Annotated in this window: 16 protein-coding genes; 15 read left to right on the top strand and 1 reads right to left on the bottom strand. The window is 59.4% G+C overall.

The genetic code is table 11. The annotated features are described in order from the left end of the window. Window positions 1-113: 113 nt before the first annotated feature. A complete protein-coding gene (locus tag EI290_RS02475; RefSeq protein WP_125426377.1) occupies window positions 114-1,895 on the bottom strand; it encodes an ABC transporter ATP-binding protein in 1,782 nt (593 codons plus the stop codon). A 677-nt stretch (window positions 1,896-2,572) separates the two neighbouring features. Here EI290_RS02475 and EI290_RS02470 point away from each other — a divergent pair. The 15 genes from EI290_RS02470 (at window position 2,573) to EI290_RS02415 (ending at window position 18,395) form a co-directional block, all read left to right on the top strand. Beyond that, window positions 2,573-3,664 carry a Glu/Leu/Phe/Val dehydrogenase dimerization domain-containing protein gene (locus tag EI290_RS02470; protein ID WP_125426375.1) on the top strand — a complete coding sequence of 364 codons (1,092 nt, stop codon included), beginning with the start codon at window positions 2,573-2,575 and terminating at the stop codon, window positions 3,662-3,664. Between the two features lie 117 nt (window positions 3,665-3,781). Beyond that, a complete protein-coding gene (gene nusB, locus EI290_RS02465; RefSeq protein ID WP_125426373.1) occupies window positions 3,782-4,966 on the top strand; it encodes a transcription antitermination factor NusB in 1,185 nt (394 codons plus the stop codon). A gap of 136 nt (window positions 4,967-5,102) precedes the next feature. After that, window positions 5,103-5,414 carry a YtxH domain-containing protein gene (locus tag EI290_RS02460; RefSeq protein ID WP_125426371.1) on the top strand — a complete coding sequence of 104 codons (312 nt, stop codon included), beginning with the start codon at window positions 5,103-5,105 and terminating at the stop codon, window positions 5,412-5,414. A gap of 229 nt (window positions 5,415-5,643) precedes the next feature. Further along, a complete protein-coding gene (locus EI290_RS02455; protein ID WP_125426369.1) occupies window positions 5,644-6,648 on the top strand; it encodes an isocitrate/isopropylmalate dehydrogenase family protein in 1,005 nt (334 codons plus the stop codon). Window positions 6,649-6,776: 128 nt separating this feature from the next. After that, entirely contained in the window at window positions 6,777-7,304 is a 528-nt protein-coding gene (locus EI290_RS02450) for a DUF1573 domain-containing protein (RefSeq protein ID WP_125426367.1), read from the top strand. Between the two features lie 102 nt (window positions 7,305-7,406). After that, window positions 7,407-7,721 (top strand): preprotein translocase subunit YajC, encoded by a 315-nt coding sequence (gene yajC / locus EI290_RS02445; protein ID WP_125426365.1) that lies wholly within the window; start codon window positions 7,407-7,409, stop codon window positions 7,719-7,721. Window positions 7,722-7,900: 179 nt separating this feature from the next. After that, complete coding sequence (locus EI290_RS02440; protein WP_125426363.1) at window positions 7,901-8,854, top strand: YbbR-like domain-containing protein; 954 nt, start codon at window positions 7,901-7,903, stop codon at window positions 8,852-8,854. A 210-nt stretch (window positions 8,855-9,064) separates the two neighbouring features. Next, window positions 9,065-9,667, top strand: coding sequence for a dephospho-CoA kinase (coaE, locus tag EI290_RS02435; RefSeq protein WP_125426361.1), 603 nt, complete (start codon window positions 9,065-9,067; stop codon window positions 9,665-9,667). Between the two features lie 314 nt (window positions 9,668-9,981). Continuing rightward, window positions 9,982-10,140, top strand: coding sequence for a hypothetical protein (locus tag EI290_RS22320; RefSeq protein WP_185816815.1), 159 nt, complete (start codon window positions 9,982-9,984; stop codon window positions 10,138-10,140). Window positions 10,141-10,278: 138 nt separating this feature from the next. Beyond that, window positions 10,279-10,452, top strand: coding sequence for a class I lanthipeptide (locus EI290_RS22315; RefSeq protein WP_185816814.1), 174 nt, complete (start codon window positions 10,279-10,281; stop codon window positions 10,450-10,452). Between the two features lie 58 nt (window positions 10,453-10,510). Then, on the top strand, window positions 10,511-10,684 hold the full coding sequence (locus EI290_RS22310; RefSeq protein ID WP_185816813.1) for a class I lanthipeptide: 174 nt from the start codon (window positions 10,511-10,513) through the stop codon (window positions 10,682-10,684). A gap of 128 nt (window positions 10,685-10,812) precedes the next feature. Beyond that, window positions 10,813-13,968, top strand: a complete 3,156-nt coding sequence (locus EI290_RS02430) for a lantibiotic dehydratase (protein WP_125426359.1) — start codon at window positions 10,813-10,815, stop codon at window positions 13,966-13,968. Between the two features lie 25 nt (window positions 13,969-13,993). Then, window positions 13,994-14,671, top strand: coding sequence for a hypothetical protein (locus tag EI290_RS02425; RefSeq protein ID WP_125426357.1), 678 nt, complete (start codon window positions 13,994-13,996; stop codon window positions 14,669-14,671). Window positions 14,672-14,737: 66 nt separating this feature from the next. Beyond that, window positions 14,738-17,170: an outer membrane beta-barrel protein gene (locus EI290_RS02420; protein ID WP_125426355.1), complete on the top strand. Its 2,433-nt coding sequence runs from the start codon at window positions 14,738-14,740 to the stop codon at window positions 17,168-17,170. A 16-nt stretch (window positions 17,171-17,186) separates the two neighbouring features. After that, a complete protein-coding gene (locus EI290_RS02415; protein ID WP_125426353.1) occupies window positions 17,187-18,395 on the top strand; it encodes a lanthionine synthetase LanC family protein in 1,209 nt (402 codons plus the stop codon). Window positions 18,396-18,404 lie beyond the last annotated feature (9 nt).

Raw genomic sequence — 18,404 nt, 5'->3', positions numbered from 1 at the left:
TTGCCAGGTTAGAGTTGGTCGTTAGTTCGACAATCGTTCAACGGTAATAAGATCCTTCGCAAGCTCAGGATGACGGCCGCGCTTTTACTTCTTACTTTTTCCCGTTGACTTTCCTACGCTTCCTCGCTTTGCAGCTGCCGCTCGTAAAGGGCTCGGTACAGGCCGTCCTGGTCCTGCATGAGGGCTTCGTGGGTACCGTGCTGCACAATCTGGCCGTCGTCGAGCACCAGGATTTCGTCGGCCAGCTTCACGCTGCTTACCCGGTGACTGATGATGAGGCTGGTACGATTGTGCATGATGCGCTGGAGCGCGCCCAGAATGGCGTTTTCGGTGTTGGTGTCCACGGCCGAGAGGGCATCATCCAAAATCAGGATTTTGGGTTCCTTCACCAAGGCGCGGGCAATGCTGACGCGCTGCTTCTGCCCCCCCGAAAGGGTAATGCCCCGCTCGCCTACTTTGGTATCGAAGCCCTCGGGGAAGCGCAGGATGTTCTCGTACACGTTGGCGTCTTTGGCGGCTTGCAGCATTCGGGCTTCATCGGGAGCATCGAGGCCAAAGTTGATGTTGTTGCGGATGCTGTCGGAGAACAGAAACACATCCTGGGGCACGTAGCCAATCTGCCCGCGCAGGGTGCGGAGCGACAGGTCGCGCACGTCCTGTCCATCTACCCGAATGCGGCCCTCCGTCACATCATAAAGGCGGGAGAGCAACGCGGCCACGGTGCTTTTGCCCGAGCCGGTGTTGCCGATGACGGCCAGCGTCTGGCCCGGCCGGATACGGAACGATACGTCGCGCAAGGCCTGAATGCCGGTATCGGGGTAGGTAAAGGAAACGTGGTCGAACACAATATCTCCCTGAATATCCAGCTCCACCGGGCCCGACACAATATTCGTCTGCTGGTGCATGAACTCGTTGATGCGGGCTTGGGAGGCCTCGGCCCGCTGCACCAGAGAGCTGGTCCAGCCCAGAGCCGTAACGGGCCAGGTGAGCAGGTTCACGTAAATCAGAAATTCAGCAATGCTGCCCGTAGTAATAGTGCCCCGGATAACCTCCTGGCCCCCAATCCACACCGTGATGATGGTGCTCAGGCCAATCAGAAACAGGATCAGGGGAAAAAACAGGGAGTTAACGAAGTTCAGGCTCAAGCTTTTCTGCTTGTATTCCTCGGAAGCCACCGCAAACTGCTGGCGCGAATCCTCCTCTCGCACAAACGATTTGATTACGCGAATACCCGAAAACGCCTCCTGCACGAAGGTGGTCATGCCGGCCAGGGAACGTTGGATTTCGTCGCTTTTCTTCTCAATCAGGTTGTTCACGTAGAAAATGCTCACGCTCAGCACCGGCAGCGGCAGCAGGGTGTAGAGCGTCAGCTTCACGTTCACCATGAACATAAGCGGTACGATGAGCAGGAACAGAATGACGAGTTGCATGAAATACATCAGCGCCGGCCCGATGTACATGCGCACCCGCCCTACGTCCTCCGAAATGCGGGACATCAAGTCTCCGGTGCTGTGGCGGCGGTAGAAGCTTAGCGGCAGGCTCTGGTAATGCTGGTAGATTTCGTTTTTCTGGTCGTTTTCTACGTGCCGGCTCATCACAATGAGCGTCTGGCGCATGAAGAACAGGAAGATGCCGCGTAGCAGGGCCATCAGCAGAATGAGCACCCCATACAGCAGCACATTGCGCCCAAACAGCTCGTACACCTGGCTCTGGGCCCGGGTGCCGGCGTACAGGTGGTAGAGGTCAATGCCTTCCCCCACCAAATCAAAAGCGTAGCGCACAATCTGGGCCGGAAAAATGGCCAGCAGCGTGCTTAGCGCCACAAACAGCACCCCCCCGAGGAAGTGCCATTTGTAGCGAAACAGGTATTTGTTAGTAGCGGAGAGGGCGCGCACGGAAAATAGGGTGTGAAGGTAGAAGGGTAAGAGGGCTGAGGTTGTTAAGGAGAGAACTTCATTCCGAGCATGTGGCGTATCAAGCCAGGGACCGGAGGCGAAGTCGAGGAATCTCGCGTACTGACGTTGTTAAATTAACTGTCATATTGAGCGGAACCGAAACACCGCTACCTCTAACTACCCAATACGACTACAACAAAGCGGTAGGGATGCTTCGGCTCGGCTCCGTTGCGCTCAGGATGATGTTCAATCCCAGTACGCGAGATTCCTCGCAAGCTCGGAATGACGTTCTGATTTATTCCATTAGCAACTTTTCAACGCTAGCCCGCAAAGATTAGCAGGTTGGCTAGTAGAAAGTTAAAACATCGTCAAAGGGTTTCAGGTGCGGCCGGCACTCAGCCAGACCGCAAATCTAACCGCCTAGCTGCCAAACGTCTAAACTGGCGAAAAGACAGGCACGCAGTGGCCGGAATCGGAAAAACGGCGTACTTTTGCACCCGCATTGCGGGCGGTCCTGATGATAGGGGCTAGACTGTGGGTTTCATTGAACGACGGGAAAACAGCCATGGGGCGTTATCATTCGTTGCATGAAACGCAGCATATAGCCACCGCCACCAGAGCCCCCCAAAGGTATAATAACCACCCCACCCACCTCTTTTTTTCCACCCCCAACAGCAATGGTAGAAACGAAAGTGCTGACCGAATCGTCGGTCTTCGGGCAAATTGCCGAGCACCAGCATGAGCAGGTAGTATTCTGCCACGACCACGAGACGGGTCTGAAGGCCATCATCGGCATTCACAACACGGTGTTGGGGCCAGCCCTGGGCGGTACCCGCATGTGGCATTACACCTCCGAGGCGGAAGCCCTGAACGACGTGCTGCGCCTGAGCCGGGGTATGACCTACAAAGCCGCCATTTCGGGCCTGAATCTGGGTGGGGGCAAGGCCGTTATCATCGGCGACGCCAAAACCATGAAAACCGAGGCCCTGCTGCGCAAGTTTGGCCGCTTCGTGCAGAACCTGAACGGCAAGTACATCACGGCCGAGGATGTGAACATGACCACCAAGGACATGGAGTACATCCGCACGGAAACCAAGTACGTGTCGGGCCTGCCCGAGAGCATGGGCGGCTCCGGTGACCCCTCCCCGGTAACCGCCTACGGAACTTATATGGGCATGAAGGCCGCCGCCAAAAAAGCGTTTGGCTCTGACTCCCTGGCCGGCAAGCGCATTGCCGTGCAGGGTGTGGGCCACGTAGGCACCTATCTGCTGGAGTACCTGCAGAAGGAGGGCGCTCAACTCGTGCTCTGCGACTACTACGAAGACCGCGCCCTGGAAGCGGCCAGCCGCTTCAACGCCCGCATGGTAGGCCTCGAGGAAATCTACGACCAGGACGTGGACATCTATTCGCCCTGCGCCCTGGGTGCTACCCTCAACGACGACACCATCGGCCGTCTGAAGGCCCGCGTGGTAGCCGGCTGCGCCAATAACCAGCTGGCCAATGAGGATGTGCACGGCCCTGAGCTGGTGCGCCGCGGCATCATCTACGCCCCCGACTTCCTCATTAACGCCGGCGGCCTCATCAACGTGTGCTCCGAGGTGCAGGGTGGCAACCGCCAGTCGGTGATGACCCAGACGGAGCGCATCTACGACATTACCACCCAGGTGCTCAACAAAGCTGAGCAGGAAGGCAGCCACCCCCAGGCCGCCGCCACCCGCCAGGCCGAGGAGCGCATTGCCGCCATCGGCAAGGTTAAATCAACTTACTAAATGGTGAAGTTGTGAAGTTGTGAAATGGTGAATTTGATGCACTAAGCCCTTGGGGGCGTGTGGGTATCGAATCTATCATTTCACAACTTCACAACTTCACAACTTCACCTCCCCAGAATGCTCAACCGTCGCACGCTCCGCATTAAGGTCATGCAAGCCCTGTACGCCTATCATCAGGCCGTGGGGTCCGATTTTTTACTGGCTATTGACCGGATTGCGGATGTCTTCGCGCCCGATTTGAACTCGCCCGAGCCCCAGGACCGCAAAATGTTGCAGGGCCAGCGCAAAATGGCCGAGCTCATTTTCAAGGAGTGGCACAAAACCGGTGAGGAGCCGGAAGCTACCGACGACGCCGACGTAAACGACGCGGTGAAGGATGCCATTAAGTATTACCAAAAGGCTACGGCCAAGGACGCCACGTACTACGCCGGTCAGATGGTGTACGCGGCCGAAAGTATTCATAACCAGTATATTCACCTGCTCAACATCCCCGAGGCGCTGCTGCAGGTGATTGAGGAAGAGCGGGTGCGCGACTCCCGCCGCCTCACGGCCGCCAAGGAGCCCCTGCTGGACGCTACGCGCTTGCTGGAAAACAAGGCCATCGAAAAGCTTATCAATAACCTGCAGTTGCAGGACCTCACCATTCGGCGCTCCATGCGCTGGCACGGCGAGGAGGAGCTGGAGGCCCTGCGTACCGCCTGGCGCACGGAGATGAAGCAGGACCCCGAACTGCTGAGCTACCTGGCTGCCCCCGCCGGCAACTACCAGGAAGACCAGGAAATCCTCAAGCACCTCTACAAAACCTACGTGTTCAAGGGCGAGAGTCTGCCGGCCTACATCGAGGAGGACGATTTGAACTGGGAGGAAAACCGCGCCGTGGTGAAAAACCTGGTAGTGAAAACGGTGAAGATGCTGGACGAGGCCGCCGACGAAAGCCTGGAGCTTATGTCCTTGTCGGCCAACTGGCAGGAAGACAAGGAGTTTGCCGAAAGCCTGTATAAACAAACCCTGGCCGACGACGAGAAGTACGAGAAGCTCATTGCCGAATCGGTGCAGAACTGGGACGTGGAGCGCGTGGCGCTTACGGATAAAATTCTGCTGAAAATGGCCCTCTGCGAGATGCACCTGTTCCGGGCCATTCCGGTGAAGGTGACCATCAACGAGTACATCGAAATCAGCAAGATGTACTCCACGCCCAAGAGCAAGCAGTTTGTGAACGGCATTCTGGACAAGCTGGCCCAGGATCTGACGGCCAGCGGCGCCATTCGCAAATCGGGCCGGGGCTTGCTGGATAACCAGTAAGCAAAACGTCATTCCGGGCTTGCCGAGGAATGACGTTCTGGTGGAGTCCTATATCTTCCGGCGCTTTTTTACGTAGTATTGGGCACTCCCAATTCTCACGTCATCATCCACCTGTACTCACTTCTAAACAAGAAATATGAGTAGCAAAACCACCACCGGCATCCTGTGCTTCGCCGGCGGCGCCCTCACCGGGGCCGTAATCGGACTTCTGTATGCGCCCGAAAAGGGCCGCGAAACCCGCAACTGGCTCAGCTATCAGCTGGAAAAATACCGCGAAACCCTGGCCGACCTCACAGAAAACCTGGTGACCAGCCGCGCCGACCAGGGGCCCAGCTCCGCGAAAAGCGAAGGCCAGCGCGTAATTCAGGATGCGAAAAGTAAGGCCGAACAGCTACTCGGCGACGTAGACCAGCTGATCAACCAGATTAACTCCCGCAAAACGGTATAGCGGAATGTGGGTAGTCTGAAAATGTGCCAATGTGCCCGCGGCTTGTCGCAGGCACATTGGCACATTTTCATTTTCAGCACCCGCCGGTAGGCGGTACCTTTGTGCAAAATTGTGGGGTTGGCGGCTGAGTAGGTAACCAACCCGGCAGCTTTTCCCCTGCGTGCTGCTCGTATTCTCTCCTCTTCGGCCCGGCTCGCTTTCCTCTTGCCCATTAACCCAACTCAATAGCATGCATCTCATCACGCTCATCCCCGGCGACGGCATTGGCCCCGAAATCACGAAAGCAGTAACCGATATTTTCGCGGCGGCCCAGGTGCCTGTGCAGTGGGAAGAACAGAACGCGGGCCAGACCACTTTCGACCAGTCGGGCGAGCTGATTCCGCAGGCCCTGTTGACTTCGCTGGAAAAGAACAAGGTGGCCCTGAAAGGTCCCATCACCACGCCGGTGGGCAAGGGCTTCCGCAGCATCAACGTAACGCTGCGCCAGAAGTACGACCTGTACCAGAACGTGCGCCCCAGCAAAACTACCGCCGGTATCCAGACCCGCTATGAGGGTATTGATCTGGTACTGTTCCGTGAAAACACTGAGGGCTTGTACGCCGGCCTTGAAACCTGGGACGAGCACCACGGTATTGGCGACTCCATTGCCCGCGTGAGCGTGGCGGGGGCCCGCAAAATCTGCCGCGCTGCCTTTGCCTACGCCGCCAAGCACGGCCGCAAGAAGGTGACGCTGGCCCACAAAGCCAACATCCTGAAAGTGCCCGGCAAAATTATGCTGGATGCCGCCCAGGAAGCTGCCCGTGAGTTTCCGCAGATTCAGTACGAAGACAAAATCATCGACAACATGTGTATGCAGCTGGTGGGCAAGCCGGAGCAGTTCGATGTGATTGTGACCACCAACCTGTTCGGCGACATCCTCTCCGACCTCTGCGCCGGCCTGGTAGGCGGCCTGGGCGTAGTGGCCGGGGCCAACATCGGCGACGATATGGCCATTTTTGAGGCCGTACACGGCTCGGCTCCCGATATTGCTGGCCAGGGCAAAGCTAACCCCACCGCCCTGCTTCGCTCGGCCCTGATGATGCTGCACCACCTTGGCGAGCATGAGCAGGCCGATAAAATTGAAAAGGCCCTGGAGCTAACGCTGAAGGACAAAGCCAAATGCACCGGCGACCTGGGCGGCTCGGCCTCCACCTCGGAGTTTGCGCAGGCTATTATTGAGAACCTGGATAAGTAATGAGTTGTTAGTTGCTGGTTATCAGATGTCAGAGTCTGGGATTCTGGCAACTGACAACCAGCAACTAACAACTCATCGTTATCTTTACCTTTCCGAAGACCACTAATGGCCTTCTTTTTCTGCTACATATGAAACGTACGCTGTTTTCTGCCGTTCTGCTTTCCGGCGCGCTGCTGATGGGCGCCTGCAACAACAATAAAACCGCCGAGGTAGGCGCCGAGGGTATGAATGCCGCTGCCGCCAATGCCAATGAGGCTGCTGCCAACCCTACCGTTGATAACCCCAACGTAACCAACGAAACGGAAGCACCTAACCCTAATGCCCCGGTAATGACCTTCGCCGTGTCCGAGCACGACTTTGGTGACATTAAGCCCGGCGAGGTAGTAAAGCACACCTTCGAATTCACCAACACCGGGAAGTCGCCGCTGCTGATTGAGAATGCCACGGCCAGCTGCGGCTGCACCACGCCCAACTGGACCAAGGAGCCCATTCAGCCCGGAGGCAAAGGCACCATTGATGTGCAGTTCGACTCGCACGGTAAAGTGGGAATGCAGAATAAGGAGGTTGCCATTCAGGCCAATACCCAGCCCAGCATTACCAAAGTGGTTATTAAAACCAACGTGCTGAGCGAAGGCCAGAACGGGCCCACCCGCTAAGCTACCGACGGCTTCCATCCACCTCTGCCGAAAGTTGAGGCACGGCCAACCGGCACGGGCTTCAACTTTCTGGTTTTTACGTGCTTCCCAACTCCTGTTTTCATGCTTGCATCATTGCTTCTCCAGGCCGCTCCGGCGGGTGGCTACTCGCAAATCATCTTCATTGTGGGGATGGTGATTGTTATGTATTTCTTCATGATCCGACCCCAGCAGAAAAAGGCTTCGGATGCCAAGAAATTTCGGGCCTCCCTGGCCAAGGGAACTAATGTGGTAACCATCGGGGGGCTGCACGGTAAGGTAGTGGAGCTCAACGAAGAAACGATTACCGTGGAAGTAGACAAAGGTGTCCGCCTGCGCTTCGACCGGTCGGCCATAGCCCGGGAGGTAACCGGCAAAACAACTGCTCCGGCTGCCTAGCGGCTGCTCACAGGCACTGCATCCTGAGCCACAGCCTCGGCTCACTACAAAAGCGTGTACCCCAAAGCTGTGCTTTGGGGTACACGCTTTTGTGGCCAAAGCATAGCTGCGGGGTGTGCGCTGTAGTAGCGTGGGAGCCGGCAGGTTAGTACCTTGCCAGCCTCATCACCTGGTTTATTGTGTCATCTGTTCATCCTACCCGTTGGCTACGCTGGTTTATTAACCCGTTTTACGGGCAGGAGCGGAGCTATTGGCGGGCCGTAACGGCGTGTTTTCTGGTAGCCAGCACCTTTTGGCTGCTCAATGCCCTCAACAAAACCTACACTACCCGCATTACCTACCCTCTGGCCTGGCGCTACGATGAAAGCCGGTTTATTCCGGTGCAGCCCCTGCCCACGGAGGTGCCCGTGAACGTAACCGGCCGCGGCTGGAAGCTGCTGCGCCGGCAGCTGCTGCTGGACGTGAAGCCGGCTGAGCTGACGCTGAGCACGCCCGCCACCACCCGTTACCTCACGGCCCGGGCCCTGCGGCCGGCTTTACAGCAGGCCATGGAAGGTCTGCAGTTCAACTACCTGCTTTCTGATACGTTGTGGGTGGAGCTGGACCGGCTGGTGAGCCGCCGGGTGGCTCTGGCCCTGAGCCCGGCCACCAATGGCCTGGCTCTGCCCTACGATGCCCGGTTTGAGCCCGCTCAGATTATTTTTCGGGGTCCGGAAAGCAAAATCCGGACGCTGCCCAATCCTTACCCGGTACACCTGCCCCAGGCCCCGGCCGGCTCCACTACGGGGGATATTCGGGTGCCGATTGGCGGGCCGGAGCTGGTGCAAACCAACGTGCAGGATGTACGGGTACGCCTGCTCCGGCGGCCTATGGTAACTATTCCGGTGGAGGTAGTGCCGGAGCTGCTGGATGCCCCAACGGGTCGTACCTACCGCTTTTCGCCGGCCAGAGTGCAGGTACAGCTGCAGTTTTTTCCTGAGGATACCGTTGGGTTCCGGCCCGAGCAGGTGCGGGTGCAGCTCCATTTCGGGCAGTTCACCAATCAGGACTCCAGTCTGCGTCCCTTTCTCTCCGAAAAACCGGCCCAGGCCCGGGGCTATCTGGTGCTGACGCGGGGCGTGAAAGTGCGGTAAGTGAGTTGCGGTAGGTAAGTTGAATGATGAATATGTATGCTGGAACAAGGACGCCCGAGTGGCGTACCTGGCAGCCCGGCATATGCTTCACCTCTGTCACCTTACACTACACTCTTCCCCTTCTCATCCTTCATCCTTCATCCTTCATCCTTCATCCTTCATCCTTTATCCTTCATCCTTCATCCTTCATCACTCAACTCTCACCGCAGTATGCTGCAAATCGGAATTACGGGCGGAATCGGCTCCGGCAAAAGCGTGGTATGCCGGCTGTTTCAGACGCTGGGGGTGCCGGTGTACGATTCGGATGCCCGCGCCAAGTGGGTAATGGCCCATAACCCGCAGCTGCGCGACGAGTTGCGGGCCACCTTCGGCCCCGAAACCTTTGACGCCCAGGGCCTGCTGAACCGCACATATCTGGCTCAGGTAGCCTTTCCCGACCCCGTGCATCTGGCCCGCCTCAATGCGCTGGTACACCCGCACGTGGGCCAGGATTTTGCCGGCTGGGCCGCCGCCCGCCGGACCGAGGGCCATACCTACGTGCTGAAGGAAGCCGCTTTACTCTACGAGTCCGGGGCCTACCGTCAGCTGGACCGGATTATTACGGTGTTTGCTCCTTTGGAAATTCGCCAGGCCCGGGTGCTGCGCCGCGACCCGCACCGCACCCCCGACGACATTCAGAACATCATGGGCAAGCAGCTGAGCGAGGAGGAGAAGCGGCAGCGCGCCAATTACGTGCTACTTAACGACGACCAGCACCTGCTGATTCCGCAGGTGCTGGAGCTGGACCAGGCTTTCTGCCGGCTGGCCGGGTAGCGGCGGTTTGCCCGCCCCGAAACGAATTTTCGGGGGACTAATCTCATTCCTGCTGCGGTGGTATTCGTGTGCCCCGCAGCAGGTTTTTTTATGCCCCAAAAGTCAGGTTTTGGGGGTGTTGGTCCTGCGAAATGGGCAGGTGGTGTATTAAAATTTGGTAGCAGGAGGCAGCCCATACTTTTGAATCAACAATAACAGTGGCAGCCGCAGCAGCTACCAGGCACTACTCACTATTTGCCTGATAGCAACTACAAATTAATGTACTGCTGAATTGCTGCATTGGAGTTTGATTGTCTGGTATAACCCACGAGGTCATGAAAAATTTTAATGAAAGCAAACAGCAGTTTGGAGAATTTGATTTTAAAATCTTCGACGAAAAAGAATTGTCGATGGTATTAGGCGGCGGCGGCGAAGACCAGATGCTTGATTTTCTGGATTTCGATACTGCCCTGGACGAGGACGATGATATATAGCACTAATTAGTTGTGCATCTCTAAAAATACTTGTGTGTTGGCCACGCGCAGGTACAGTGCCATCAATTGCCACTTACGACCGGTTAAGTAGCCTTGGTGTTTTGTTTCCCAATCTATTTCCAAAAACAAACTTTTCCCATGAAAAAAGTATCCCTCGCCGATCAGCTGGAGCTGAGCAAAGAAGTAATTGCAAGCCTCAACGATGAGCAGCTGCAGGAAATTGAAGGTGGCGCTGCCGCAGCCGGTATTTCGTGTATCACGGGTAGCGGTTCCTGCTCCAAAACTCAGGCCGAAGCTGAGCTGTCGGAATAGCCTGACTTGATTCGTTGCTTGTTTTTTTCTTTTCAACTCCCATTTACATCCTACCAACATGAAAAAGGTAACCCTCGCTGACCAGCTGGAACTGAGCAAAGAAATTGTTGCAAACCTGACGGACGAGCAACTGCAGGAAATTGAAGGTGGCGCCGCTGCTGCTGGTATTTCGTGCATTACCGGTAGCGGTTCCTGCTCTAAAACCCAGGCCGAAGCCGAGCTGTCGGAGTAGTCTGACCTGCTGAAATAATACAGGGGGAATGTGCTATTCAGAGTGCATTCCCCCTTATTAAAATAGGGTGCTAGCTGACGGCTGCTACCCGATATGTATTTGCACAAGCTGAGTTTTCTTTCTGAGCTATGAACACCGTAATTAAGCCACTGGATTTTTATTTGCTTCGTTTACCGGTACTGCCTTTGCAGGTACTAGAAAACGTGCACGCTAATACTGCAGTGGCTGAAATTGCGCGAGCTATTCATACAGTATATCAGCGGGCCGAAATACAGGATGCTATTTATCTGGCTAGTCCGGAATTATATCAGGAAATGCAGAAATGGATTTCGCGTCCATTCAACGAAGCAGAAATTATTCAGGAGCGCCTTTTACTGACGCTATACAAATACCTGGTACGCATGAGCAGCCGCTGCACGCCCTACGGCCTGTTCGCGGGGTTTGCCACGGGGGCCGTGGGCGGCACAGGCACCGAGCTGGTGCTGGCCGACGCCGCACACCGCTTCCACACCCACAACCGCCTCGATATGAACTACGTGGCGGAAATCAGCAAGCAGCTGGCTTCTGATAGCCAGCTGAAAGAGAAGCTGGTGTTTTACGTGAACAACAGCCTCTACCAAACCAAAGGCGCCTACCGGTACTACGAGTACCGCATCCGCAACAAGCGCCGCCAGTATTACCTGGTATCCATCCGCGAGTCGGGGTACGTGGCGAAGGTGCTGGCTGCGGCTGCGGCCGGGGCTACGTACGCGCAGCTGCTGGCCGAACTGGAGGCCGCCGAGGTGGCGCCCCAGGTGGCTCGCAACTTCCTGGACCGGCTGCTGGAGGCGCAGGTGCTGCTCTCGGAGCTGGAGCCTACCGTAACGGGCCCGGAGTTTTACACGCAGCTGCTGGCGCGCTTGGCCCAGCTGAGCCCGGAGCACCTCAGCCTGCCTCACCTGCGCGAGCTGGCCGCCGTGCTGCGCACCCCCCAGGCCAGCCGCCACACCGGGCAGGCCGTGCAGCAGCTCATCAGCCACGCCCTGCCGCTGGCTACTGATAAGGATTTGATTCAGACGGACCTACGCCTGGCTATGACGCGCAACGTGCTTAGCCAGAAGGCGGTGCAGCTGCTGTGCGACGACCTGAGCGCCCTGTCTGGTTTATATAAAGCAGCCGTGCCGCCCGATGTGCAGGACTTTGCCACCCGCTTTTATGAGCGGTACGAGGAGCAGGAAATTCCGCTGCTGGAAGCCCTGGACAGCGAAGCCGGCGTGGGGTACGGCCCTGCCGCCGGCACCCGCGCCAACCACACGCCTCTGGTAGATGAGGTGCGCCTGCCCGCCGGCAACGCCACCCAGAAACTGCCCTGGACGGTGTACCGGCAGCTGGTGTTTCGGAAGTTTCAGGAAAGCCGGGCCTCGGCCGGCCCCGTGCAGATTACAGATGAAGACCTAGCGGCCCTGACCACGGACAAGCCCACTAAGCTGCCCGCTGCCCTAATGGCCATGGGCAGCCTGATAGCCCCCGATGCCGCCTCCCTCGACCAGGGCAATTTCCGGTTTCACATGACCACCTGCCACGGCCCCAGCGCCATGGCGTTGCTGGCCCGCTTCGCCCACGCCGATACCACGCTGGCCGAAAAGCTGGTGGCCTGCGGACAGCTGGAGCAGGAGGCGCACGGCGAGGCCCTGCTGGCGGAAGTGGTGCATTTGCCCGAGGCCCGGGTGGGCAACGTGCTGCAACGCCCCCAGCTGCGGCCCTACGAAATTCCGTTTCTGGGCAGCGCCTCGGTGCCACAGGCCCAGCAGTTGCCCGTGTCCGACCTGCTGGTTTCCCTCCGGCAAGGCCGGGTGCAGCTTCGGTCCCGGCGCCTCAACAAGGTAGTACTGCCCCGGCTGACTACGGCCCACAACTACAGCGGCGGCCTGGCCATCTACAAGTTTCTGTGCGACTTGCAGCACCAGCACGAAGCATTCAGCATAACCTGGGATTGGGGCGTGCTGCGCGACCAGCGGCATCTGCCCCGCGTGGAATACAAGCACATTATCCTCAGCCGGGAACAGTGGCGCTTGCCGGCCGCGGCCCACGCGGAAGTAGAGGCAATTGCAACTTCGGAGCAGCTGCGGGCTTTCCGGGAGCAGTACCAGTTACCCGCGCAGGTGGTGCTGGTAGATGCCGACAATGAGCTGCTGCTGGATTTTGCCAGCCCCCTGGCCGTGCGGGTCCTGGCCCAGCGCCTGAAAAAAGGCGACACCTTCCTGGCCGAGTATATTCACCGGGAAACCGGGGCGCTGGTCGTGGATGGGCAGGGCAACCGCTACCTGAACGAGGTTATCCTGCCCTTCACTACCAACGCCCCGGTGGCGCAGGCAGCCCTGCCGGCGGTGGCTCCGGCCCGGCCGGTGCGCCGCTCCTTTGCCCTGGGCAGCGAGTGGACCTACCTGAAAGTGTACTGCGGTACGAAGTGGGCCGATAAGGTGCTGGCCGACCACCTGCGGCCCTGCCTGGAGGAATTGGAGGCGGAGGGCACGGCGCAGGAGTGGTTTTTCCTCCGCTACGCCGACCCCCGGCCCCACCTGCGGCTCCGGCTCCGGCACGAAGCCAGTGCCGACAAAACCGCCCGGGTGGTGCGGCAACTGCACGAAGCCCTGCACCCGCTGCAACAGGAGCGCATTGTGCACGCCTTGCAGTACGACACTTACCACCGGGAGCTGGAACGGTACGGGCACGTCACCATGGCCTTCAGCGAAACCGTGTTCCACCACGACAGCCAGGCGGTGCTACAGTTCCTGAACCTGATTGAGGGCGACGCGGGCGAAGAGTACCGGTGGCTGTTTGCCATTCGGGGCGTGGATCTGCTGCTCACGGATTTCGGGTTGGGCCTGCCGGAAAAGCTGGCCCTGGCCGAGCGCACCTACCAGAGCTTTTTCCGGGAGTTCCGGGGCAATGCCCAGCTCACGCGCCAGCTCAACGATAAGTACCGGGCCGTGAGCCGGCAGCTCAGCCAGTTCCTCAACCCCGAAAACGACCCCGAGGAAATAGCCGAAGCCGTGGCCCTGTTTGCGCGCCGCTCGGTGGGTATCCGGGCGGCCTACGCCGGGCTGGAGGCTGAGTTTGCCGGGCACTCACCGGGGGTGGAAGTGGCGCCGGTGGTTCGTCGGCTGCTGCCCAGCTACCTGCATATGTTCCTGAACCGCATGTTCCTGGCCAACCAGCGCCTGCACGAGCTGGTGGTGTACCACTACCTCGCCCGACACTACGCCTCCGTAGCGGCCCGCAGCAAGCAGCTGGCCACCCTGTAACCCGCCCTTTACCGCTTCTCCCAGTATGGAAAACCGCCCGTTGTACTCCGCCGAAATTTCCGAAATTATCGGTACGCCGCCCCGCTGGATGATGCGCGTGGGCAGCGGGCTGCTGCTGCTGGCCCTGGTGGCCGGTGTGGCCCTGGCCAGCGTGGTGGAGGTGCCGGAGCAGCACCACGCGGCCGTGCGCATCAGCGGCATTACGGCCCCCTACTACCTGCGGCAGTCCGCCGGCGGCTTGCGGCTGCTGGTGGCCAGTGGGCAGCCAGTGCAGCAAGGCCAGCGTCTGGCCGGGAGTCTGCAGGATTCCAGCCTTGCTATTCGGGCACCGTTCCGGGGTACTTTTTACGCAGAGGTACCCGGGCAAACTGCCAACGATACGCTGGGCGTGCTGGTGCCGGCCGCCACCGCCTACCGCTTTACCGGCCGGGTAGCACCCGAGCAGCTGCGGGAGCTACGCAGCCACGGCCGCCAGCAGCTGCAAGTAGCTCTGGATGAGCAGGCGGATAGCCACCTGCTGCTGCACGGGCAACTCCACTACATCAACCCGGTGGTGCGCAATGGGCAGGTAACCTACGTGGGCCGGCTGGACAGCGCCTCCAATGCCCAGGTAGCCCGGCAGTTTGCCGGCCTCAACAGCCTGGAAGGTACGCTGCTGGTCAGCAGCACGCACAAACCGGTACTCCAGCGCCTTTTCCAGTAGCCAACCACTGGTTGCTACCCTTTCCGACCCTGATTAACCGCTACATAAACAAACGAAGCTACTCGTATGAACACGCTCTTCCACCACATTGGCGTATGGCGGCCCGCTCTGGTTGGCCTGCTGCTGAGCCTGGGCACCGGAGCCCTGGCCCAAACCAAGCTGGCCGGCCGGGTGCTGGACCAGCAAAAACAGGAGGCCCTGAGCTTTGCCACGGTGGTGGTGAAAGCCGCCGGTACCGATGGCAAAATAGTGCAGTCGGCGCTGGCGGATGAGGCCGGGCGGTTTGAGCTGCGCACCATTGACCCCGGCAGCTACCAGCTGCAGGTGCTGATGGTGGGCTTCGGGACGTACTCCCAGGACCTACAGCTGACCAGCGGGATGCCCACGCTGGATCTGGGCACCATCAACCTGCAGCCCACACCCCAGAACCTGAAGGAGGTAACCATTGTGGGCCGCCGGCAGCTGCTGGTGCAGAAGCCTGACCGGGTGGTGATGAACGTGGAAGGCAGCGTGCTGGCTACCGGCAACGACGCCTACAACATTCTGGCCATGGCCCCCTCGGTGCAGCTGACCAATGGGCGCCTGAGCTTCCGGGGCAAGAACAACGTGCTGATTCTGCTGAACGGCAAGCGCCTGCCCGGGGCTACGCTGGAAAACGTGCTGGCCAGTATTCCCGGCGACCAGATTGAGCGGATTGAGCTGATCAGCAACCCCTCGGCCAAGTACGATGCCGATGCCTCGGGCGGGGTAATTGAAATCTATACCAAGCGCAGCAAGGAGCTGGGCTGGAATGGCAACCTGGGCGGCAACCTGAGCCAGGGCTACCGCACGGCCGGCGGCCTCAACGGCGGCCTGCGCCTGAGCACCCAGAAAATCGACTTCTCTTTGACCGGCGGCTACACGCGCCGGGGCGGGCTGGAGCGCGGCTACCAGAACCGTACGCTCTACGCCGGCCTCACGCCCGTGGGCAGCTTCGCCCAGGACGTGGATTTCGGCCATAAAGTGATAAACGAAGGCAACGTGAGCAGCAGCTTCAACTACCACCTCAACGACCGGAACACGGTGGGCGTGGATGTGGACGTGCTCCGGGCCAGCCTGGACGGCTCGGGCTGGGTGCGCTCCACCATCCGCAAGGCCGAGGGCGACACCTACTCCCGCAGCTTCAACGACGTGGGCCTGAAAGTGGACCTCTACAACTACAACCTGTTCTATAAGCGTAGCCTCGACAGCCTGGGCTCCAACCTGCTGCTGACTACCAACTACGCCCAGTACGTGAGCGGGCAGCGCCAGACCTTCGACCAGTTTCTGGTAACACCCACCGACCCGGACGGCACCACCAGCCGCTTCCGCAACAACGCCCCGGCCACCTACGACATCTACACCGGCGCGGCCGACTATACCAAGGCCTGGGGCCCGGCCACGCGGCTGGAATCGGGGCTGAAGTACATCTACACCCGCAACGAGAGCCGGCAGGTGGCCGAGTCGATGAGCGACGGAGCCTGGGTAATTACCACCAACAACCCCTTCGCGCGGCTGGGCTACCGGGAGCAGATTGTGGCCGGCTACGCCAGCCTGAGCCACACAGTGGGCAAGTGGGGGCTGCAGGCCGGGCTGCGGGCCGAGCAAACCAACTACAGCGTGCGGCAGGGCGTGGACTCCAGCTACTTCAACCTGTTTCCGAACCTGCGGGCCGACTACAAGCTCTCGGACAACTACTCCACTTCGGTGGCTTACGCCCGCAACATCAACCGGCCTTCCTACGAGAGCCTGATACCGTACGAGTTGTTCATCGACAACTACACCTCCCGCAAGGGCAACGCCCGCCTGCGGCCCGAGTACGCGCACAGCTTCTCCTGGAACCACCTCTACAAGGGTTTCGGGCTGCAGCTGGCCTACACCCAAACCACCAACGCCATTTCGTCGGTGTACCTGTATGATGCGGCCAACCTGCGGTTTGTGCTGACGCAGAATAACTTCCGCCAGCGCCACCTCACCAGCCTCACGCTTACGGCTCCGCTCACGCCGGCCAAGTGGTGGAATATGAACAATACTGTGAGCGTACTCTACCAGGACCTGAGTTTCCCCAGCCCCCTGGACAACGCTGTGCGCTACGTGAAAAACAAGGTGTACTACACGGCCAGCACCGACAACACCTTTACCCTGGGCAAAGGCTGGACGGCCCAGCTCAACGGGGTGTACAACTCGCCCTACTTCAGCGGTATTCTGGATTACGGGGCCTTTTCCAACGTGACAGTGGGCGTGAAAAAGCAGCTCTGGGATAAGAAAGCCGCCCTGAAGCTGGACGTGACGGACCTGTTCTATCAGGCCAACATCCGGGAAACCTCGCGGGTGGTGCCGGTCGTGACGGACGGGATTCTGCGCAACGACACGCGGCGGGTACGGCTGTCCTTCACCTATAAGCTGGGCAAAACCGGCCTGAAAACCAAGCGGGTGCAAACCAACGGCAACGCCGACCAGCTCAACCGCCTCGGCATCTAACCGCCTGACGTGCCCAATGGAAACTCAACTAGACACCCCGGTGGCTACCAGTGCCCAGCTGCTGCACACCATTGCCGATTACCTGACCGGCCCGGAGGCCCGTACGCTGCCCAACTTTGGGGTGGGCACCGGCAAAGGCGGCACCGTGCTGTTCCTGTGCCACTACGCGGCCTACACCGGCAACACGCAGTATTACGACCAGGCGCTGGAGCAGCTGGAAGCGGCCCTGGGTGAGATGAACCCTCAAACCTATAAGTCGAGCTACAACAGCAACTACTTTCAGGAGCTGGCCGAGCTGGGTAACCTGCTGTGCTACCTCGGCAGCCAGGGCCACCTGGACTGGGACAGTGAGCTGCTGCTCAGCAAGGTAGATGCGCTGCTGGAAGGCCGGCTGCAGCACCATTTGGCCAGCAAAAACCTCGAAATCATCAATGGGGCGCTGAGCGTGGGCGTGTATTTCCTGCGCCGGCAGCGGCACTCGGCGGTGGCGCGGCGCAATTTGCTGCTGCTGCTGGATGCCCTGGAGGAGCTGCACGAAGGCGACGAGGACACCGGCTACTACTGGACCTGCTGCGTGATTCAGGAGCCGCGCGTGTACACTGGTATTTCGCACGGCAGCGCCATGCTAATCAGCTTTCTGGCGGCTGTGTACGAGGCCGATGTGCGGCCCCAGGAGTGCGCCCGGCTCATGCACTACGCCACCAAGTTTTTGCTGCGCACCCGCATGGACGCCAACCAGAACCTGTCGTCGTTCCCATTGTGGCAGGGCAAGGAGGAACCCACCAGCAACCTGTGCCTGCTCTACGGCGACCTGGGCACGGCCTACGCCATCATCAGGGCGGCTACCATTCTGGGCAACTCCTACTACCTGGAAGAAGCCACCCAGATTGCCCTGCGCACCACCCGCCGCACCGCCCTGGCCGACACCTACCTCTACGACGCCTCCCTCTGGTATGGCACCAGCGGCACCTACCTGCTGTACGCGGCCCTATACCGCCTCACCCGGGTGGAGGAGTTTGCCCGGGCCGCGCAGTTTTGGCTGGAGGGCCTGCCCCGGCTGGCCACGCACCCCAACGAATACCTGGGCTTTAGCTCCTACTTCTTCAAGCAGAACCCGGCCGCGCAGCAGGGCTTCAACTTCGGGGTAACCGGCATCGGCCTCACCCTGATTCAGGCGCTGTCGAAGGGGCAATATTCCGTGGACGACTTTATCTGGCTGTCTTAACCCCAATTG

Origin of the sequence: Hymenobacter metallilatus, assembly GCF_003944705.1 — a bacterium.
GTDB lineage: Bacteria > Bacteroidota > Bacteroidia > Cytophagales > Hymenobacteraceae > Hymenobacter > Hymenobacter metallilatus.
The sequence above is the reverse complement of the archived record's forward strand: the minus strand, read 5'-3'. Positions and strand labels throughout refer to the sequence as shown.